Below are 15,757 nucleotides of genomic sequence, written 5' to 3' on the forward strand. Positions count from 1 at the left end.
TTTTTCTGTAGTAAATGATGAAAAACTGGTAAAATTAGTGCATTGCCTGTAGAGGTAAAGGAATTGATTTCTCGGTGAGCGTTTCCAATGAAATTTCTTGATCAAGCTAAAGTCTATATTCGTTCTGGTAATGGAGGAGCAGGAGCAGTATCATTTCGTCGTGAAAAATTCATAGAATTTGGGGGCCCTGATGGGGGCAATGGAGGACGTGGTGGTGATGTTTGGGTCCTCGTTGTAGATGGGCTTAATACGCTAATTGACTATCGCTACCAACAGCATTTTAAAGCAAAAACAGGTGGGAATGGTAAAGGGCGTAACATGACGGGTGAAAGAGGTGAAGATATCATCCTTAAAGTACCGGTTGGAACACAAATTTTTGAAGAAGATAATAAGACGTTAATCTGTGATTTAACAAAAGTGGGACAACGATACCGTCTTGCAAAAGGAGGGAACGGTGGTTTTGGGAATCTTCATTTTACGACATCTACGAATCGAGCACCTCGTCGCGCAAATCCGGGATTGGCTGGAGAAGAGCGCACACTGTGGCTTCGTTTAAAATTAATAGCTGATGGCGGCCTTATTGGTTTGCCTAATGCTGGAAAGTCAACTTTTTTAGCGTCAGTAACCGCTGCAAGACCCAAAATTGCGGATTATCCTTTTACCACTCTACATCCTCATCTTGGTGTTGCGCGCATTGATGCTCGTGAATTTGTTTTGGCTGATATTCCCGGTCTAATCAAAGGAGCACATGAAGGTGTGGGAATTGGGGATCGTTTTTTAGGACACGTAGAACGTTGTAGTGTTTTACTCCATTTGATTTCTGCTCAAGAAGAAGATGTGGCGAAGGCATACCAAATTTTGCGTAATGAATTAGAAGCATATGGGAACAGTCTGAGTGATAAGGCTGAAATTATCGCTTTAAGTCAGATAGATACTCTCACTGCTGAAGAACGTAAAGCTAAGCAAGAGATTTTACAAAAAATAACAGGTAAATCTGTGCTGATGTTTTCTGCGGTTAGTCGTGAAGGTTTAGAAAATGTACTACGCGCTGTTGCACATATTATTGAAATGGCACGCAAAAAGCATGATGACGGAGAATAGCAGGATTGATTAAAATGGTAGTTGGGTTGCAAAAACTTGCACATTATAAACGCATTGTGATCAAAATTGGATCTGCACTTTTGGTTGATCCGCAGACAGGTTTACGGGCTGATTGGCTCAATAGTTTGATAAATGATGTTGTCAAGTTGCGTCAAAAAGGTGTTGAAATTTTATTAGTGTCTTCAGGTGCTATTGCTTTAGGAAGAACATTGTTACAACTTCCTAAAGGAACTTTGAAATTAGAAGAGAGTCAGGCATGTGCTGCTTTGGGGCAAATTGAATTAGCGAAGACATATGGTGATGCGCTTGCTCAGTATGGATTAAAAACAGGACAAATTTTACTCACTCTATTCGATACGGAAGAACGACGGCGTTATCTCAATGCACGTGCTACGATTAATGTACTTTTGCGTTTTGGAGCGGTGCCCGTTATTAATGAAAATGATACTGTCGCAACAAGTGAAATTCGCTATGGTGATAATGATCGTTTAGCAGCACGTGTAGCAACGATGATGGATTCAGATCTTTTGATACTTTTATCAGATATTGATGGCCTCTATGCGAAGTCTCCCCATCGTGATCCAAAGGCTGAATTTATTCCCTTTATTGCATCGATTACTAGTGATATCGAAAAAATGGCAGATGTTACTGTTTCAGAGATTTCTCGCGGAGGAATGAAGACCAAGCTTGAAGCCGGTAAGATAGCAAATTCTGCTGGAACGGCTATGGTTATTACTTCAGGCAAACGTATGAATCCTCTTACAGCACTTGATAGGGGGGAACGCAATAGTTTTTTTGCTGCCGGTGAAAAGCCTGTCAATGCTTGGAAAACATGGATTTCTGGCCATTTAGCTCCATCTGGTTTTTTGACGATTGATTGGGGAGCGGTGAAGGCTCTTGAATCTGGAAAATCATTATTAGCTGTAGGAGTTATTGCGGTTGAGGGAAGATTCAATCGTGGAGATACGGTTGCAATTGTTGATGTAAATGGAGTTGAGATTGCTCGGGGACTTGTAAATTATGGTAAAGATGAAGTTGTACGTATTATGGGGTGTAAAAGAAAAGAAATTGAATCTATCCTTGGATATGAAGCACGCTCTGCTATGGTGCATCGTAATGATATGGTTTTACGCTGCTTGACCGATTCTGCTTGAAAAAGTTATCTTTTATCTTGTTTATTGTTTTAACAGAGTGAATAATATTATGACTTTAAAAGAACAGATGAAGGAAATGGGGCGAAAAGCGCGCCATGCTGCTGCGGCGCTAGCTATTATGTCTCCTAAACAAAAGAATAAAGCATTAGAAATGATAGCTTTAAGTTTAGAGGCTCAATCAACTGAAATTTTACGAGCTAATCAGCAGGATTTAGAAAATGCTGTTCAGAATAATTTGAAGGCAGCGATGATTGATAGGCTCAAGTTAGACGAGTTGCGTTTGCGTGCAATTATAGAAAGTATCCAAAAAATTGTTTCTTTGCCTGATCCTGTTGGGCAAGTGATGAGTGAATGGACACGTCCAAATGGGCTTCATATTAGCCGTGTTCGTACACCACTTGGTGTGATTGGCATCATCTATGAAAGTCGACCAAATGTTACAATTGATGCAAGCGCTTTGTGTTTAAAAGCTGGAAATGCTGCAATTTTACGCGGTGGCTCGGATAGTTTTCATTCTGCCCATGCACTTCATTCGGCGTTGGTGAGAGGATTGGAGGAAGCTGGTTTTCCTAAAAATGCTATTCAAATGGTTGAAACGACAGATCGTAGTGCTGTTGGAGAAATGCTCAAAGGATTGGATGGTATGATTGATGTTATTGTACCTCGTGGTGGAAAAAAACTCGTTGCACGCGTTCAGTCTGATGCACGTGTTCCGACTTTTGCACATTTAGAGGGACTCTGTCATATTTATATTGACCAATCAGCAAATTTAGATATGGCACGCAATATTGTTTTAAATGCGAAACTGCGGCGTACAGGGATATGTAGTGCTGTTGAGACAGTCCTCATTGACCGCCAAGCATTAAAAAAATTTCTTCCTGTTCTAACTGCTTTACAGGAGAAGGGGTGTGAAATTCGTGCAACAGAAGATATTATTTTTCTGATGCCAGACTTCAAATTAGCTTCTGAAGAAGATTGGTCGTACGAATATCTTGATGCAATTCTTTCTGTCAAAACAGTTGAAGGTATTGAGGGAGCTATTGCACACATTCAACGTTATTCATCAGGGCATACGGAATCGATTATAGCTGAGGATATGGGGGTGGTAAAAATATTTTTTAATCGTTTAGATTCGGCTATTTTACTTCATAATGCATCTACTCAATTTGCTGATGGAGGTGAATTTGGTTTTGGGGCGGAACTTGGTATCGCAACAGGAAAAATGCATGCGCGTGGCCCTATAGGTGTTGAACAGCTAACATCATTTCAGTATCATATTAAAGGAAATGGACAGATTAGGCTTTGAAAAATCTATTTTTTGCATGGAAGGATCGTATGCCCTATGTTGAAAGGTCTAACGTTGTAGGCCTTTTAGGTGGGTCTTTTAATCCACCGCATGCTGGACATCTTCTTGTTGCAAAAATTGCAATTCGGCGTTTGTGTCTTGATCAATTATGGTGGATGGTAACTCCAAGAAACCCCCTAAAAGATTGTACGTACTTACCCTCTTTACATGAGAGAATGCGACTAAGTATTGAACTCGTTGATCATCCGAAGATTCGCGTAACGGGTTTTGAACAGGCTATAGGTAGTAAACTATCAGTAGATACGATTTCTCATATTCTTGCACATTATCGCGGTGTGCATTTTGTCTGGGTTATAGGTGCAGATAGTTTTGCAACGATTCATCATTGGTATCGCTGGCATGATATTGTATCTATGCTTCCTATTGCGATTATTGATCGTCCTTTTTTGCATATGTCAGCACTCTCTTCTCCTATGGCACACATTTACCGTTCTTTTCGTTTAGATGAGAAAGAAAGCAGACGATTACCTTTTATGAAACCACCAGCTTGGACTTATTTGCATGGGCCTTTGTCTTTTCAGTCTTCAACGAATCTTCGTTTAAAAAAAGCATGATTTTTTTGAGTATTTTATCTTTGAGGACCTAAAGTATTGTCTTTCTGGACGGTAATATAAAACATATCCGATGCAATGTAAAAATACGATGGCATCCATGTATGATTTCAATTTTCTTTTACATCAATTAAGTGTAGAAGAGTGAAGTTAAACGGGACATTCAGAGCAGGATTTATTCCAGTAAGCTTATAAGGTGAAGGGTAAGAGTTAGAGTCGGTAGAGTGAATCTGAGGGCAACCAATTGAATGTTAGATAGGTGGGGTAGGGAGATAAAAATTTTCGTTTTAAAGGGTGAAGCAAAATTCGAAAAAGTTTGCTTCTCTTTTAAGAGGGGGTACTTTTTTATACTTTAAATAATAAGAAAGAATATAGGTCTGGAAAACGTGTTACAAAAACATTTTTACAGTATTGCATCTTCGACAGAAAAAAAAATCTTTTCTGCTCGTGATAGTCTCAAAATTATTCTCAAGAGTTTAGAGGATACAAAAGCAGAGGATATAGTCTCTATTGATATTCAGGGGAAATCAGCTTTAGCTGATTACATGGTCATAGCTTCAGCATATTCACAGCGTCATGTAGCTGCTGTTGCTGATCATTTATTACGTACTTGGAAAAACAGTGGCAGCGGTCTTGCAAGTGTAGAAGGGCTTGCGGGAGGTGATTGGGTATTGATTGATACAGGTGATATTATTGTCCATCTTTTTCGTCCAGAAATTCGTCTCTTTTACAATTTAGAAAAGATGTGGCTTGCTCCAGATTTTAACAATACAAAATCGGTACTCTTTGGAGATCATTAACATGCAAATTTCTATTTTTGCTGTTGGTCGCATGAAAAAGGGAGCGGAACATGAATTAGTTCACCATTATTTGGATCGTTTTTCTAAAAGTTCTGGAGCTATAGGGGTTCATTTAAAAAAATTAAAGGAAATATCAGAAAGTCGTGCTCAGACAGCATGTCAGCGTATGGAAGAAGAGGGAAGAAAGCTTATCGAATTTCTGCCTGAAAAATGTCGACTAATCGTGTTAGATGAGCGTGGAAAGTCGATTTCGTCATCTGCTTTTGCGGAAAAAATACAGTTTTATCGTGATGAAGGTATCCGTGATCTCATAATTGCTTTAGGAGGACCTGATGGGCATAATGAACAAATAAGAAGTCGTGCTGACTTTCTTTTGTCTTTTGGTTTTATGACATGGCCGCATCAAATTGCGCGTATACTTCTTACAGAGCAGCTTTATCGTGCTGTAACAATTGTGAGTAATCATCCTTATCATCGTTTTTAAAGTTTTTGTGCGATTTTTAGTACTTAACTATGTATTTATTAATATTGTTTTAGCTGACATCATTTAAAGCAACGTTAGTTTATGCGATGATGCTTAATGGTTGGGCAAATGAAGAAGCTTCTTCATAGAAAGATACGATATTTATACGAGAAATGCGCGATATTTGTCACGCTGTTTTTGAGTACAGGATTTTGCTTTTCTGTATCGCATGCTGAAGATAAAATTAGGAGTGTAGAAGCAGCACATAAAGCGTTGGTAGAAATTCGCCAAAATATTTCCATCTCACATGAGCGTGTTGCTTTTCTTACGCGTCAGGTTGAGCGTTTAAAGAAAGATCAACTTGTTTTGAGTAATGCACTCATAAAAGCTGCTAAAGCAGAACGTGCAGTAGCAAATGATATTGCTGAAAAGGAAGAAAAGCTAAAAAAAATGATAGAAAAGCGGGCACAAGTTTATCAAAATTTGAAAAGTCGTCGTGCTGAATTTGCGGAAGTTCTTGTCATTTTAGAACGTATGGGATTAAAGCCACCTCCTGCTCTTATGGTACGGCCTGAGGATGTGTTAGCTTCTGTACGTAGTTCTGTTTTATTGGGGGCTGTCGTACCTCAGATGCAAGAGAAAACACAAGCTTTAACAGAAAGTCTCAAGGAATTGACTACTTTGAGCAATTCAATTGCTACAGAATATGCAGCATTAAAAATTAAAATGCAAAACCAAGCAGAGCAGCAAAAGCATCTAGAGCTTTTATTAGAGGAAAAAGCCAAACTACAAACAAAAACAGAAAAAAAACTTACAGAGCAACAACAAAAAAACCTTGTTCTTGCGAAAAAAGCCCAATCTTTGGAAGAATTAATTTTAGAACTTGATCGTCAATCAAAACTTAATTCTGATATATCAATACAAGTGCGGAAAAATTTACAATTGTTAGAGCGATCCAATTTTGAAAATAGAAAAGGCTCTTTGCTTTTTCCTGTTTTAGGAACAAGAATTCAGCATGCTCATAAAAATTCGCAGTTTGCTCGCTTTGGTGAGATGATTGAAACAGAAGCAGCAGCAGTCGTTATATCTCCTGCTGATGCTCTTGTTGCTTTTGCTGGACCATTTCGTTCTTACGGACAGTTAATTATCCTCAATGTTGGAAATGGTTATCATATCGTGCTTATTGGTATGTCCAGAATCAATGTCGCTCAGGGGCAATTTGTTCTTGCGGGTGAGCCTCTTGGGACGATGGGGATGCAATTTATTGCGAACAGTGTTGCATTGGATATAGGCAAAACTGCTCCGATGCTTTACATTGAGTTTAGAAAGCAAGGGAAGCCTATAAATCCAACTCCTTGGTGGCGAACTGAAAAAAACGAAAAGGAACCAAAATGATTCGTAAAGTTATTCTTTGGGTCGCTGGGGTATTGCTCGGCGCCAGTTCAATGATTATGGTGCAGTCTTTTGCTGCTAAGAATGAAGGTGAAGCATATAAAGAACTAGCCCTATTTGGTGATATTTTTGAACGAGTACGTATGCAATATGTGACGGTTCCAGATGATAAAAAGCTTATTGAGAATGCTATCAAAGGAATGCTCATATCACTTGATCCCCATTCGTCTTATATGAATGCGCAAGAAGCCAAGGAGATGCGGGATTCTACAAAGGGAGAATTTGGAGGCCTTGGTATTGAAGTAACCATGGAGAAAAATTTAATTAAAGTTGTTTCTCCAATGGATGATACACCTGCTTCAAAAGCAGGGATTTTGGCGGGAGATCTTATTTCAAAAATTGATGGTGTACAGACCAATGGTTATACGTTAAATGAAGCTGTTAATAAGATGCGTGGTGCTCCTGGAACACCAATTACGTTGACGATTATTCGTTCTGGTGTTGATAAGCCGATCGATATTAAGGTCGTTCGTGATATCATCAAAGTGAAGGCGGTGAAATATCGTGTTGAAGGCGATATTGGTTATTTAAGAATCATTCAGTTTTCTGAACAGACTTTTGGCAATCTTCAGGCTGCAATTAAAGATATTCAATCTAAAATTCCTCAAGATAAATTAAAAGGGTATGTTCTTGATTTACGGCTTAATCCTGGTGGTCTTTTAGACCAGGCTGTTAATGTTTCAAGCGCTTTTCTTAATAAAGGTGAGATTGTATCAACTCGTGGGCGTAAAAAGAGTGATGTGACAAGATTTGATGCTAAGCCAGGTGATATCATCAATGGAAAACCTCTTATTGTGCTGATTAATGGTGGTTCGGCAAGTGCTTCTGAAATTGTTGCAGGAGCATTACAAGATCATCGTCGTGCTACAATTTTAGGAACGCAATCTTTTGGTAAAGGATCTGTTCAAACAATTATCCCTTTGGGTGAAGATGGTGCTTTACGTTTAACAACAGCACTTTATTATACGCCGTCTGGCACCTCAATTCAAGGAACAGGGATTACACCTGATATTATTGTAGAGCAACCACTACCTGAAAAATACAAAGGCTATGATGTAAAGGTTGGTGAATCTGCATTAAAAGGGCATATCAAAGGAAAGCAAGAAAGCAATAAAGGGTCTGGCTCAGCTGCTTTTGTTCCCCAGGATCCTAAGGAAGATATTCAATTACATGAGGCTTATAAGCTGTTACGGGGTGAAATGGCAAATGCGGCATTTCCACCAGATCCCAATAAGGATGTTTTAAAGTGAGAAAAGGTGTGTAACAGCTGACAGCTTATAAATTTGGGAGATAATTGAATGGATGCAGTGATTAATTTGAAGGCTCTTCCTTATAGAAAATCTGTTGGGATTGTTGTCTTTAATCATGTAGGTAAAGTTTGGGTTGGACGCCGTTTAATGACGTGTGCACACGTTGATACCGAAATATCTCATCGTTGGCAGCTTCCTCAAGGGGGAATCGATGAGAATGAAAAGCCATTCGATGCAGCATGTCGTGAACTTTACGAAGAAACAGGAATTCGATCTGTAAGGTTGATTAAGGAAGCACAGGATTGGTTCCATTATGATTTTCCACAAGAACTTGTTGGGTGTACCTTGAACAATAAATACCGTGGACAGATACAAAAATGGTTTGCTTTTCAATTTACAGGGGATCTCTATGAAATCAAGATAAATCCTCCGCCAGATGGCAATAAAGCAGAATTCGATCAGTGGAAATGGGTTGATTTGGAAATACTTCCTTCAATTGTTATTTCTTTTAAAAAGCATGTTTATATGAAAGTTGTCGATGAATTTCGAGGTAGCCTTAGAAGATTATAAAAGCTATATAGTGGTAGAAAGCTCTTTTTTTATTAAGATGCTTTATGTTATGTAATCGTTAAGATAATAGAATATTTCTCTTTTATGTAAAGAACTGGAATATAAGATGAAAAAGTTATTTAATTTACTTATAGTTTTTACTCTCTTGAGTATTTCTTCTGTAGCATTTGCTTCAGATTCGAAACCAGCTGCAACCAAGCCTGCAGCAGCTACCTTGCCGAATGGTGCTTCTTCTTTGACCGAAACCTATGGTTTGTGGAGTATTAGCTGCGGTATACAGGAAGGAAAGAAGGTTTGTTTTATAAGCCGTCAGGAAGTGAATGATCAGGGCCGCGTCGTTGTGGTTATGAATGTTATTATCAATGCTGATGGTGTTGTATCTGGTAATTTGACAGTTCCTTTTGGTATTTTGGTTTCCAAGCCTGTTCGTTTACAAGTTGATGAAGGAAAAGCTGTTATCGAGACTGGTATTCGGACTTGTGTACCAGCAGGTTGCATTGTTCCAATAGTTTTTGACAAAAATTATGTGGCTGCTTTACGTGCTGGAAAACATTTGAAGTTGGCTATGACAGTTGCTGCTCCAGGTGAACCAGCTTTAAACGATTTATTCGTTCAATTGAATGGTTTTAGCAATGCACTTAATCGTTTAATTGCTTTGCAAAAATAATCTAAAAGATAAAACGAAGGCGGCCTTTTAAGGCCGTTTTTAGTTTAAGAATTTTGTGTAGTAGGCTTACGGTTAAAACGACGAAATTATTATGTAAGAGATATTCAGAGTTTTTTTAAGATTGTCAGGTTATTTGCTACTGTTGCTATTTTGACCAGCTGTTTTTTATTCGGATACTTGCTTGTTAGGTTCATCATCATAATTATAGAAATGAAGAATTAGAATGTTTCGATTTTCTATTCATGGAAAAAGAAGGTGGAGTATAAAACCATTGTTTGATAAATGGGCTTATTTTAGTGAAAGTTCTATAAAAATCTTTGTTTCTTTAATTGAAAGAAGGATAAACTATGGTTTATACATTGTTTCAAGTGATTGATCTCATTTTCAATATTTATATTAATATTTTAATCGCAAGTGTCATTTTTTCTTGGCTTTGTGTATTTAATATAGTCAATGTACGCAATCGCTTTATTATTTTAATACGAAGCTTTTTGTATCGTCTCACAGAGCCGGTTTTAAACTGTATTCGGCAGGTTTTGCCGAATCTTGGAACAATTGATATTTCACCTATTGTAGTGTTCATAATTATTTATTTTATTCGTATGTTCATGTGGAATGCTTATGCAAACATGTATCTATAAAAATATTGCATGAGATGAGTAAAAATGTTTCATCAGTTTGGTACGGATGGTTTAATTTTGTTTATATATCTCATTCCAAAATCTCCCGTAGATCGAATAATGGGAGTTGAATGTAAAGATAATGGAAAGCAATATCTGGTTGTACGCCTTCGTGCTGTTCCTGAAGATGGAAAAGCAAATAAAGCGCTTATCAAATTTTTAGCGAAGCAATGGAAAATTCCATCGTCTTGTATTTCTCTGAAAAGTGGTGCACAATCTCGCTACAAACAGCTTTACTTTTCCACACATTTGGAAGAACTAAAGCAAATATGGAAATCTTTAAGAGATTGCATCTCAAAATAAAAACTCATTTAAAAACAGGCTTTATTTTTTTGAAAGAGTCACACTTCTTTATTGCGCTCAATAGCTTGCTTAATCAGTTCACATGCAAAACTTTTATCACGCCAACCTTCAATTTTAGCCCATTTCCCTGGCTCAAGATCTTTGTAATGTTCAAAAAAATGCTCAATTTGTTTTAATGTAATTTCAGGAAGATCTGTATAGTCATGAATATTAATATAACGTTTTGTTAATTTTGGAGTAGGGATAGCAATAATCTTTTCATCTTTACCACCGTCATCTTCCATAATTAGGGCCCCGAGGGGACAAACATTAATAACACAGCCCGGAAGGAGTGGACGGGTATTACAAATAAGGACATCAATTGGATCACCGTCATCTGACAGTGTATGTGGGACAAAACCATAATTTCCTGGATAAACCATCGATGTATAAAGAAAACGGTCAACAAATAATGCACCCGATTTTTTATCCATCTCATATTTTATTGGTTGACTACCAAGAGAAACTTCTACGATGACATTGATATCTTGTGGGGGATTTTTACCAACGGGAATTTCTTTAATATTCATGTAAATATCCTTTCCGAAGTATGGTGAAATTAGGTACAATAAAAGGTTTGACCGAAGAAGTTATAAAATTAGCTTAAAACTGTTGAGCGTGTTTTTTCAAAACGTTTGCGTTCATTAGGATCTAGATAAAATTTGCGGAGACGAATATTTTTAGGAGTCACTTCTACAAGTTCATCATCTTGTATCCACGATAGAGCACGTTCTAATGTCATTTTAAGAGGAGGAGTTAATTTTACGGCTTCATCTTTTCCAGCAGCACGCATGTTTGTTAGTTTTTTTCCTTTTAAAACATTCACTTCTAAGTCGTTATCACGTGAGTGTATGCCAATAATCATGCCTTGGTAGACTTTAACACCAGCACCGATTATCATAGGTCCACGATCTTCAAGATTAAAAAGAGCATAAGCGACAGATTCACCGTTATCATTTGAAATCATCACACCATTGACGCGGCCATCAATGTCTCCCTTATAAGGTTCATAAGCGTGAAAGAGGCGATTCATAATTGCTGTACCACGTGTGTCAGTTAAAAGCTCAGATTGATAGCCTATAAGGCCTCGCGTTGGTGCATAAAAGACAAGACGTACACGATTACCGCCAGAAGGACGCAATTCAACCATTTCAGCTTTACGTTCAGACATTTTTTGAACGACCGTTCCTGAATATTCCTCATCAACATCGATGACAACTTCTTCGATTGGTTCAAGAGTTGTTCCGTTTTCATCTTTTTGCATAACAACGCGTGGCCGTGAAACACTGAGCTCAAATCCTTCACGGCGCATATTTTCGATGAGAACTGCAAGCTGCAATTCTCCTCGTCCTGAGACATAGAAAGAATCTTTATCAGCTGATTCTTCAATTTTAAGAGCTATATTGCTTTCTGCTTCTTTTAACAAACGATCACGGATAACACGGCTTGTTACTTTATCACCTTCAGTTCCTGCAAGGGGGCTATCATTGACGAGAAAGCTCATAGTAACAGTGGGAGGATCAATTGGTTGAGCGGTAAGAGGTTCATTGACCGTGGGATCACAGAAAGTATCAGCAACAGTACCTTTTTGTAGCCCAGCGATTGCTACAATATCACCGGCAATGCTTTCTTCAATAGGTTGCCGCTCTAACCCACGAAATGCTAAAATTTTCGAAATACGCCCAGTTTCTAAAAGCTTTCCATCTTGTCCAAGAACTTTAATACTTTGATTGGGTTTTATAGAGCCCGAATGAATACGGCCTGTAATAATTCGCCCAAGAAATGGATCTGCTTCAAGAATAGTTCCGATCATACGAAATGGTCCTTCTGCTACATTAGGAGAAGGAACATGGCGGATTACAAGATCAAACAGAGGGCTAAGTCCTTGATCTTTTGGTCCCTCAAGGGCTTCAGCCATCCATCCATCGCGTCCTGATCCATAGAGGATGGGAAAATCAAGCTGTTCATCGGTTGCATCAAGAGCAGCAAAAAGGTCAAAGACTTCATTAATAACTTCGTCAGCACGCGCATCAGGGCGATCAATTTTATTAATGGCAACAATAGGACGTAAACCTACTTTCAATGCTTTGCCGACAACAAATTTGGTTTGCGGCATAGGCCCTTCAGCGGCATCAACAAGCACAATTGCTCCATCTACCATATTGAGGATACGTTCAACTTCACCACCGAAATCAGCGTGGCCAGGAGTGTCAACAATATTAATTCTGGTATCTTTCCAAACAACAGACGTTACCTTCGCTAGAATTGTAATTCCCCGTTCTTTTTCAATATCGTTTGAATCCATCATACGTTCGCTGGTACGTTGATTGTCACGGAAATTTCCTGATTGCTTGAGCAGTCCATCTACGAGCGTTGTTTTCCCATGGTCAACGTGGGCGATAATGGCAATGTTACGCAATTGCATAAATTTTCTTCTTTTCGTTTAATGAAATTCCATTTGAGGTAGAGCTTTTGCGTCCCTTACCTTAACTATTACAAAACATTTTACATGTTTTTTAATACTTTGGGAAGAGGAGGAAATATTTTTATGGAAAAGTGTTTTAAAGGCTTTTGATGTTCTATTAAATCTGAAAATTTTTGAGTTTATGAGCATTTCACATAAGGGATGCATTAAGAAACAAATTGTTCTTTTATGATAAGGCATGTGCTTTAGTTGTAGCGTATAAATAATATTAAAATCCAATACAGAACTGTGTTATTAAGATATTGATTTATAATGATATAAACATTATTTTCTATATTGAATTAGAGTGCTCAGTAGAGTAACATTCTTTCATTTATACCTTTATTATTTATTGAAGCAAAGATTATTTATCTGCATATTTTAAGAGGTTTAATGTATTAATGAAAATTTGTCTGAGAAAGGATTAAATACGTCAATCTCTCATTTTATTTGTCGGTAAGCAGTTTTTTCTTATTCATAAATGAAATTATAGTATATTTATCTCGAAAAAATAATTTAAATTATATCAAATGTCGATAATATTTAGATAATAACAATTTTAAGATATTTAAGCATTTTATATATAAACTGTTAACTTAGAAAACAGAGATTTTTTAATTAATATACAAATCGAGTTTCATCATTAAACTAGTATTTAGAGGTGTGTGAAGCACCTTAATAAAAAAAGAAATGGTGAAAAAGTAATTGATTTTGTAAATGTATGATTTTTATATCAAGATAATGAAGATATATTATTCATATATTTTTTGTAGTGAGAAATTTTTGAAATATTTAAAATATTTGCCATTCTATATAAAAACAAAAATTTACAATTTTGATAGTAAAAAAAACCTGATACATCATTGAGCGTTTAAATATTGGGGAATTTGTAAACATAATTAATAAAAAAATCAGTTTGTCAGATAGTTCTTTCATTTATGATTGGAATAGAATTATCTATAACTTAGAGTAATAATAAATTTTCTAAAGTTACAAAATTATTATTTTTAAATTAAAATATTTAATTAGAAACTTTATTTATAATAACAATTATCTAAAAGTAAAATTAAAAGTTTAAGAATAAAAATTATTTTTTATTGTCACTAGTAAAAAAATGTTCTTGGAAATACTACAGCACCAAACGAATCAAGTGGAAAAAGCTTCTTGCAGCTTAAAGAAAATTGTCTAATTAGATTCAGACAGGTTTAGTGAAAAAAGCTCAGACGCAAGTATATCATTTAATGCTATTAAAGTAGAAAATAATAAGAGGATTTGAAATAACGTAATATAACAGTATTAAGAAATCTAATTTAAGATGTATAGTGCTGTTTTATGTTCTTTAAAATCAAGGTTTTCTCAACTATTTCTAATAGAAGCATTTTTGTTTTCCCGTGTTAGAGTAGAGTCCCAGATAAAATGAAGGCAGCAACAGAAAAATAGATTACAATCCCCATGACATCGACTAAAGTTGCGACAAGGGGAGCTGAAGCACTTGCTGGATCAAATCCTAAACGTTTAAGAATAAAAGGAAGCATAGAACCGGATAAGGATCCGAATGTAACGATTCCGACTAAAGCTGTGCCTACTGTTATGGAAACAGCAATCCAATGTTTACCATAGTCATAGATACCCAGTTGTTGCCAAAAAACAATACGCATAACTCCAATGATTCCAAGTAAAAGACCAAGGGACAACCCTGTTGGAATTTCGCGAATGATGACTTTCCACCAATCCTTAAGCGTCAGTTCACGTAAAGCTAATGCACGAATAATAAGAGATGTAGCTTGTGAGCCAGAGTTTCCTCCTGAGCTCATAATAAGAGGAATGAACAGTGTAAGGATAATAGCTTTTTTAAGTTCTGTTTCAAAATATTGCATAGCACTGGCTGTCAACATTTCACCGACAAAAAGTAAAGCAAGCCAGCCTCCACGTTTTTTCATCATTCCAAGAAAGTTGATTTGCATATAGGGTTTATTGAGAGCTTCCATACCTCCAAATTTATAGGCATCTTCATTCATTTCATCAACCATTGTATCAAGGACGTCATCGACTGTCACAATACCAATAACATGGTTTCCGTCATCAATAACTGGGACAGAGAGAAGATCATGGCGCTGAAAAAGACGAGCAATGTCTTCGTGATGGGTGTAGGGAGATATTGTAATGGGAGTGTCATGCGTGACGACGTTTAGAATTTGTTCATCAGGTGAAGCAAGAATCAAATTACGGAGTGAAATAGCTTTGAGGAGAGTCCCTGTTTTAGGATCAATGACATAGCTTGTGTAAACTGTTTCACGTGTACGCTCAACATCACGAATGTGATCAAGAGTTTTTTTGACAGTCCAATTTGCTGGTACCGCTATAAATTCTGTTGTCATTAGCGCACCAGCTGTGTGATTAGGATAACTTGTAAGTTTTTTTAGTTCGGCTCGCGTTAAGGGTTTAAGTAAAGCATAAAGCCGCGTACGGGTTTCTTTATTCATCTCTTGAAAAACATCCGCAGCAGCATCTGCGGACATACCGTCAAGAATTTCAACAGAACGGTTCACTGGCAGGAGTTCAAGAATAGCTGCTGGTTGTTCAAGTTCTGGTTTATCAAAGAGTTCAATAACATAATCAAGAGGTAGAAGGCTAAGAATAGCTACACGCTCCATGATATCGAGATCATTTATGATATCAATTGAGTCCGCAAAATGATAATTTTTTAATTCTTCGGCAAGAGCTTCAGGAGAAGAATTTTTGAAGTCGAAGGTCGTGCTGATTTCAGTCATGATAAAGTACCTTCCGAAGGATTGGGAAATTGCGAATTTAGGTATATGAATAAGGCAGAACAAAAGTTATAGAAGATTTAAAAAAAGCTCCCAATTATTAATATTTAAACTAAAGTCAAGGATAGA

General features: G+C 37.0%; 14 protein-coding genes and 1 pseudogene. 12 read left to right on the top strand and 3 right to left on the bottom strand.

Annotated features, from left to right (window positions below; translation table 11 throughout):
* The first annotated feature begins 87 nt into the window (after positions 1-87).
* From obgE to HWV54_RS04715, 12 genes and pseudogenes are all read left to right on the top strand, one after another.
* Positions 88-1,101 carry a GTPase ObgE gene (obgE, locus tag HWV54_RS04660; RefSeq protein WP_005866255.1) on the top strand — a complete coding sequence of 338 codons (1,014 nt, stop codon included), beginning with the start codon at positions 88-90 and terminating at the stop codon, positions 1,099-1,101.
* 14 nt (positions 1,102-1,115) lie between these two features.
* On the top strand, positions 1,116-2,255 hold the full coding sequence (proB, locus tag HWV54_RS04665; RefSeq protein ID WP_005866253.1) for a glutamate 5-kinase: 1,140 nt from the start codon (positions 1,116-1,118) through the stop codon (positions 2,253-2,255).
* A 49-nt stretch (positions 2,256-2,304) separates the two neighbouring features.
* On the top strand, positions 2,305-3,561 hold the full coding sequence (locus HWV54_RS04670; protein WP_005866251.1) for a glutamate-5-semialdehyde dehydrogenase: 1,257 nt from the start codon (positions 2,305-2,307) through the stop codon (positions 3,559-3,561).
* A gap of 29 nt (positions 3,562-3,590) precedes the next feature.
* Positions 3,591-4,175 carry a nicotinate-nucleotide adenylyltransferase gene (locus tag HWV54_RS04675; protein ID WP_005866249.1) on the top strand — a complete coding sequence of 195 codons (585 nt, stop codon included), beginning with the start codon at positions 3,591-3,593 and terminating at the stop codon, positions 4,173-4,175.
* 353 nt (positions 4,176-4,528) lie between these two features.
* Positions 4,529-4,972, top strand: a complete 444-nt coding sequence (gene rsfS / locus HWV54_RS04680) for a ribosome silencing factor (protein WP_040296401.1) — start codon at positions 4,529-4,531, stop codon at positions 4,970-4,972.
* Position 4,973: 1 nt separating this feature from the next.
* A complete protein-coding gene (rlmH, locus tag HWV54_RS04685) occupies positions 4,974-5,456 on the top strand; it encodes a 23S rRNA (pseudouridine(1915)-N(3))-methyltransferase RlmH (protein WP_005866245.1) in 483 nt (160 codons plus the stop codon).
* 96 nt (positions 5,457-5,552) lie between these two features.
* Positions 5,553-6,837 (top strand): annotated as a pseudogene (locus HWV54_RS04690) (murein hydrolase activator EnvC family protein).
* Positions 6,827-8,137: a S41 family peptidase gene (locus HWV54_RS04695; RefSeq protein ID WP_005866242.1), complete on the top strand. Its 1,311-nt coding sequence runs from the start codon at positions 6,827-6,829 to the stop codon at positions 8,135-8,137. Before HWV54_RS04690 ends, HWV54_RS04695 begins: the two are co-directional and overlap by 11 nt.
* 48 nt (positions 8,138-8,185) lie before the next feature.
* Positions 8,186-8,707, top strand: coding sequence for an RNA pyrophosphohydrolase (locus tag HWV54_RS04700; RefSeq protein WP_005866240.1), 522 nt, complete (start codon positions 8,186-8,188; stop codon positions 8,705-8,707).
* 106 nt (positions 8,708-8,813) lie between these two features.
* Positions 8,814-9,374, top strand: coding sequence for an invasion associated locus B family protein (locus HWV54_RS04705; protein ID WP_005866238.1), 561 nt, complete (start codon positions 8,814-8,816; stop codon positions 9,372-9,374).
* A gap of 347 nt (positions 9,375-9,721) precedes the next feature.
* Complete coding sequence (locus HWV54_RS04710) at positions 9,722-10,015, top strand: YggT family protein (protein ID WP_005866236.1); 294 nt, start codon at positions 9,722-9,724, stop codon at positions 10,013-10,015.
* Positions 10,016-10,039: 24 nt separating this feature from the next.
* The gene (locus HWV54_RS04715) at positions 10,040-10,357 is read left to right on the top strand and encodes a DUF167 domain-containing protein (protein ID WP_005866234.1); all 318 of its coding nucleotides are present in this window, start codon (positions 10,040-10,042) and stop codon (positions 10,355-10,357) included.
* Positions 10,358-10,395: 38 nt separating this feature from the next.
* On the opposite strand, the gene ppa is transcribed toward HWV54_RS04715, so the two are convergent.
* From ppa to mgtE, 3 genes are all read right to left on the bottom strand, one after another.
* Positions 10,396-10,926 carry an inorganic diphosphatase gene (gene ppa / locus HWV54_RS04720; protein ID WP_005866232.1) on the bottom strand — a complete coding sequence of 177 codons (531 nt, stop codon included), beginning with the start codon at positions 10,924-10,926 and terminating at the stop codon, positions 10,396-10,398.
* A gap of 68 nt (positions 10,927-10,994) precedes the next feature.
* Entirely contained in the window at positions 10,995-12,821 is a 1,827-nt protein-coding gene (typA, locus tag HWV54_RS04725) for a translational GTPase TypA (protein ID WP_005866230.1), read from the bottom strand.
* Positions 12,822-14,254: 1,433 nt separating this feature from the next.
* Positions 14,255-15,631 (bottom strand): magnesium transporter, encoded by a 1,377-nt coding sequence (mgtE, locus tag HWV54_RS04730; protein ID WP_005866228.1) that lies wholly within the window; start codon positions 15,629-15,631, stop codon positions 14,255-14,257.
* Between the last annotated feature and the right edge of the window lie 126 nt (positions 15,632-15,757).

Source organism: Bartonella alsatica (genome assembly GCF_013388295.1).
Taxonomy (GTDB): domain Bacteria; phylum Pseudomonadota; class Alphaproteobacteria; order Rhizobiales; family Rhizobiaceae; genus Bartonella; species Bartonella alsatica.

What these genes read in the sequence shown, in the direction of transcription:
- HWV54_RS04710 (WP_005866236.1), top strand. Translation starts at nt 9,722, where the DNA reads ATGGTTTATACATTGTTTCAAGTGATTGATCTCATTTTCAATATTTAT.
- HWV54_RS04675 (WP_005866249.1), top strand. Translation starts at nt 3,591, where the DNA reads ATGCCCTATGTTGAAAGGTCTAACGTTGTAGGCCTTTTAGGTGGGTCT.
- proB (WP_005866253.1), top strand. Translation starts at nt 1,116, where the DNA reads ATGGTAGTTGGGTTGCAAAAACTTGCACATTATAAACGCATTGTGATC.
- HWV54_RS04670 (WP_005866251.1), top strand. Translation starts at nt 2,305, where the DNA reads ATGACTTTAAAAGAACAGATGAAGGAAATGGGGCGAAAAGCGCGCCAT.
- HWV54_RS04700 (WP_005866240.1), top strand. Translation starts at nt 8,186, where the DNA reads ATGGATGCAGTGATTAATTTGAAGGCTCTTCCTTATAGAAAATCTGTT.
- HWV54_RS04705 (WP_005866238.1), top strand. Translation starts at nt 8,814, where the DNA reads ATGAAAAAGTTATTTAATTTACTTATAGTTTTTACTCTCTTGAGTATT.
- ppa (WP_005866232.1), bottom strand. Translation starts at nt 10,926, where the DNA reads ATGAATATTAAAGAAATTCCCGTTGGTAAAAATCCCCCACAAGATATC.
- HWV54_RS04715 (WP_005866234.1), top strand. Translation starts at nt 10,040, where the DNA reads ATGTTTCATCAGTTTGGTACGGATGGTTTAATTTTGTTTATATATCTC.
- obgE (WP_005866255.1), top strand. Translation starts at nt 88, where the DNA reads ATGAAATTTCTTGATCAAGCTAAAGTCTATATTCGTTCTGGTAATGGA.
- typA (WP_005866230.1), bottom strand. Translation starts at nt 12,821, where the DNA reads ATGCAATTGCGTAACATTGCCATTATCGCCCACGTTGACCATGGGAAA.
- rlmH (WP_005866245.1), top strand. Translation starts at nt 4,974, where the DNA reads ATGCAAATTTCTATTTTTGCTGTTGGTCGCATGAAAAAGGGAGCGGAA.
- mgtE (WP_005866228.1), bottom strand. Translation starts at nt 15,631, where the DNA reads ATGACTGAAATCAGCACGACCTTCGACTTCAAAAATTCTTCTCCTGAA.
- HWV54_RS04695 (WP_005866242.1), top strand. Translation starts at nt 6,827, where the DNA reads ATGATTCGTAAAGTTATTCTTTGGGTCGCTGGGGTATTGCTCGGCGCC.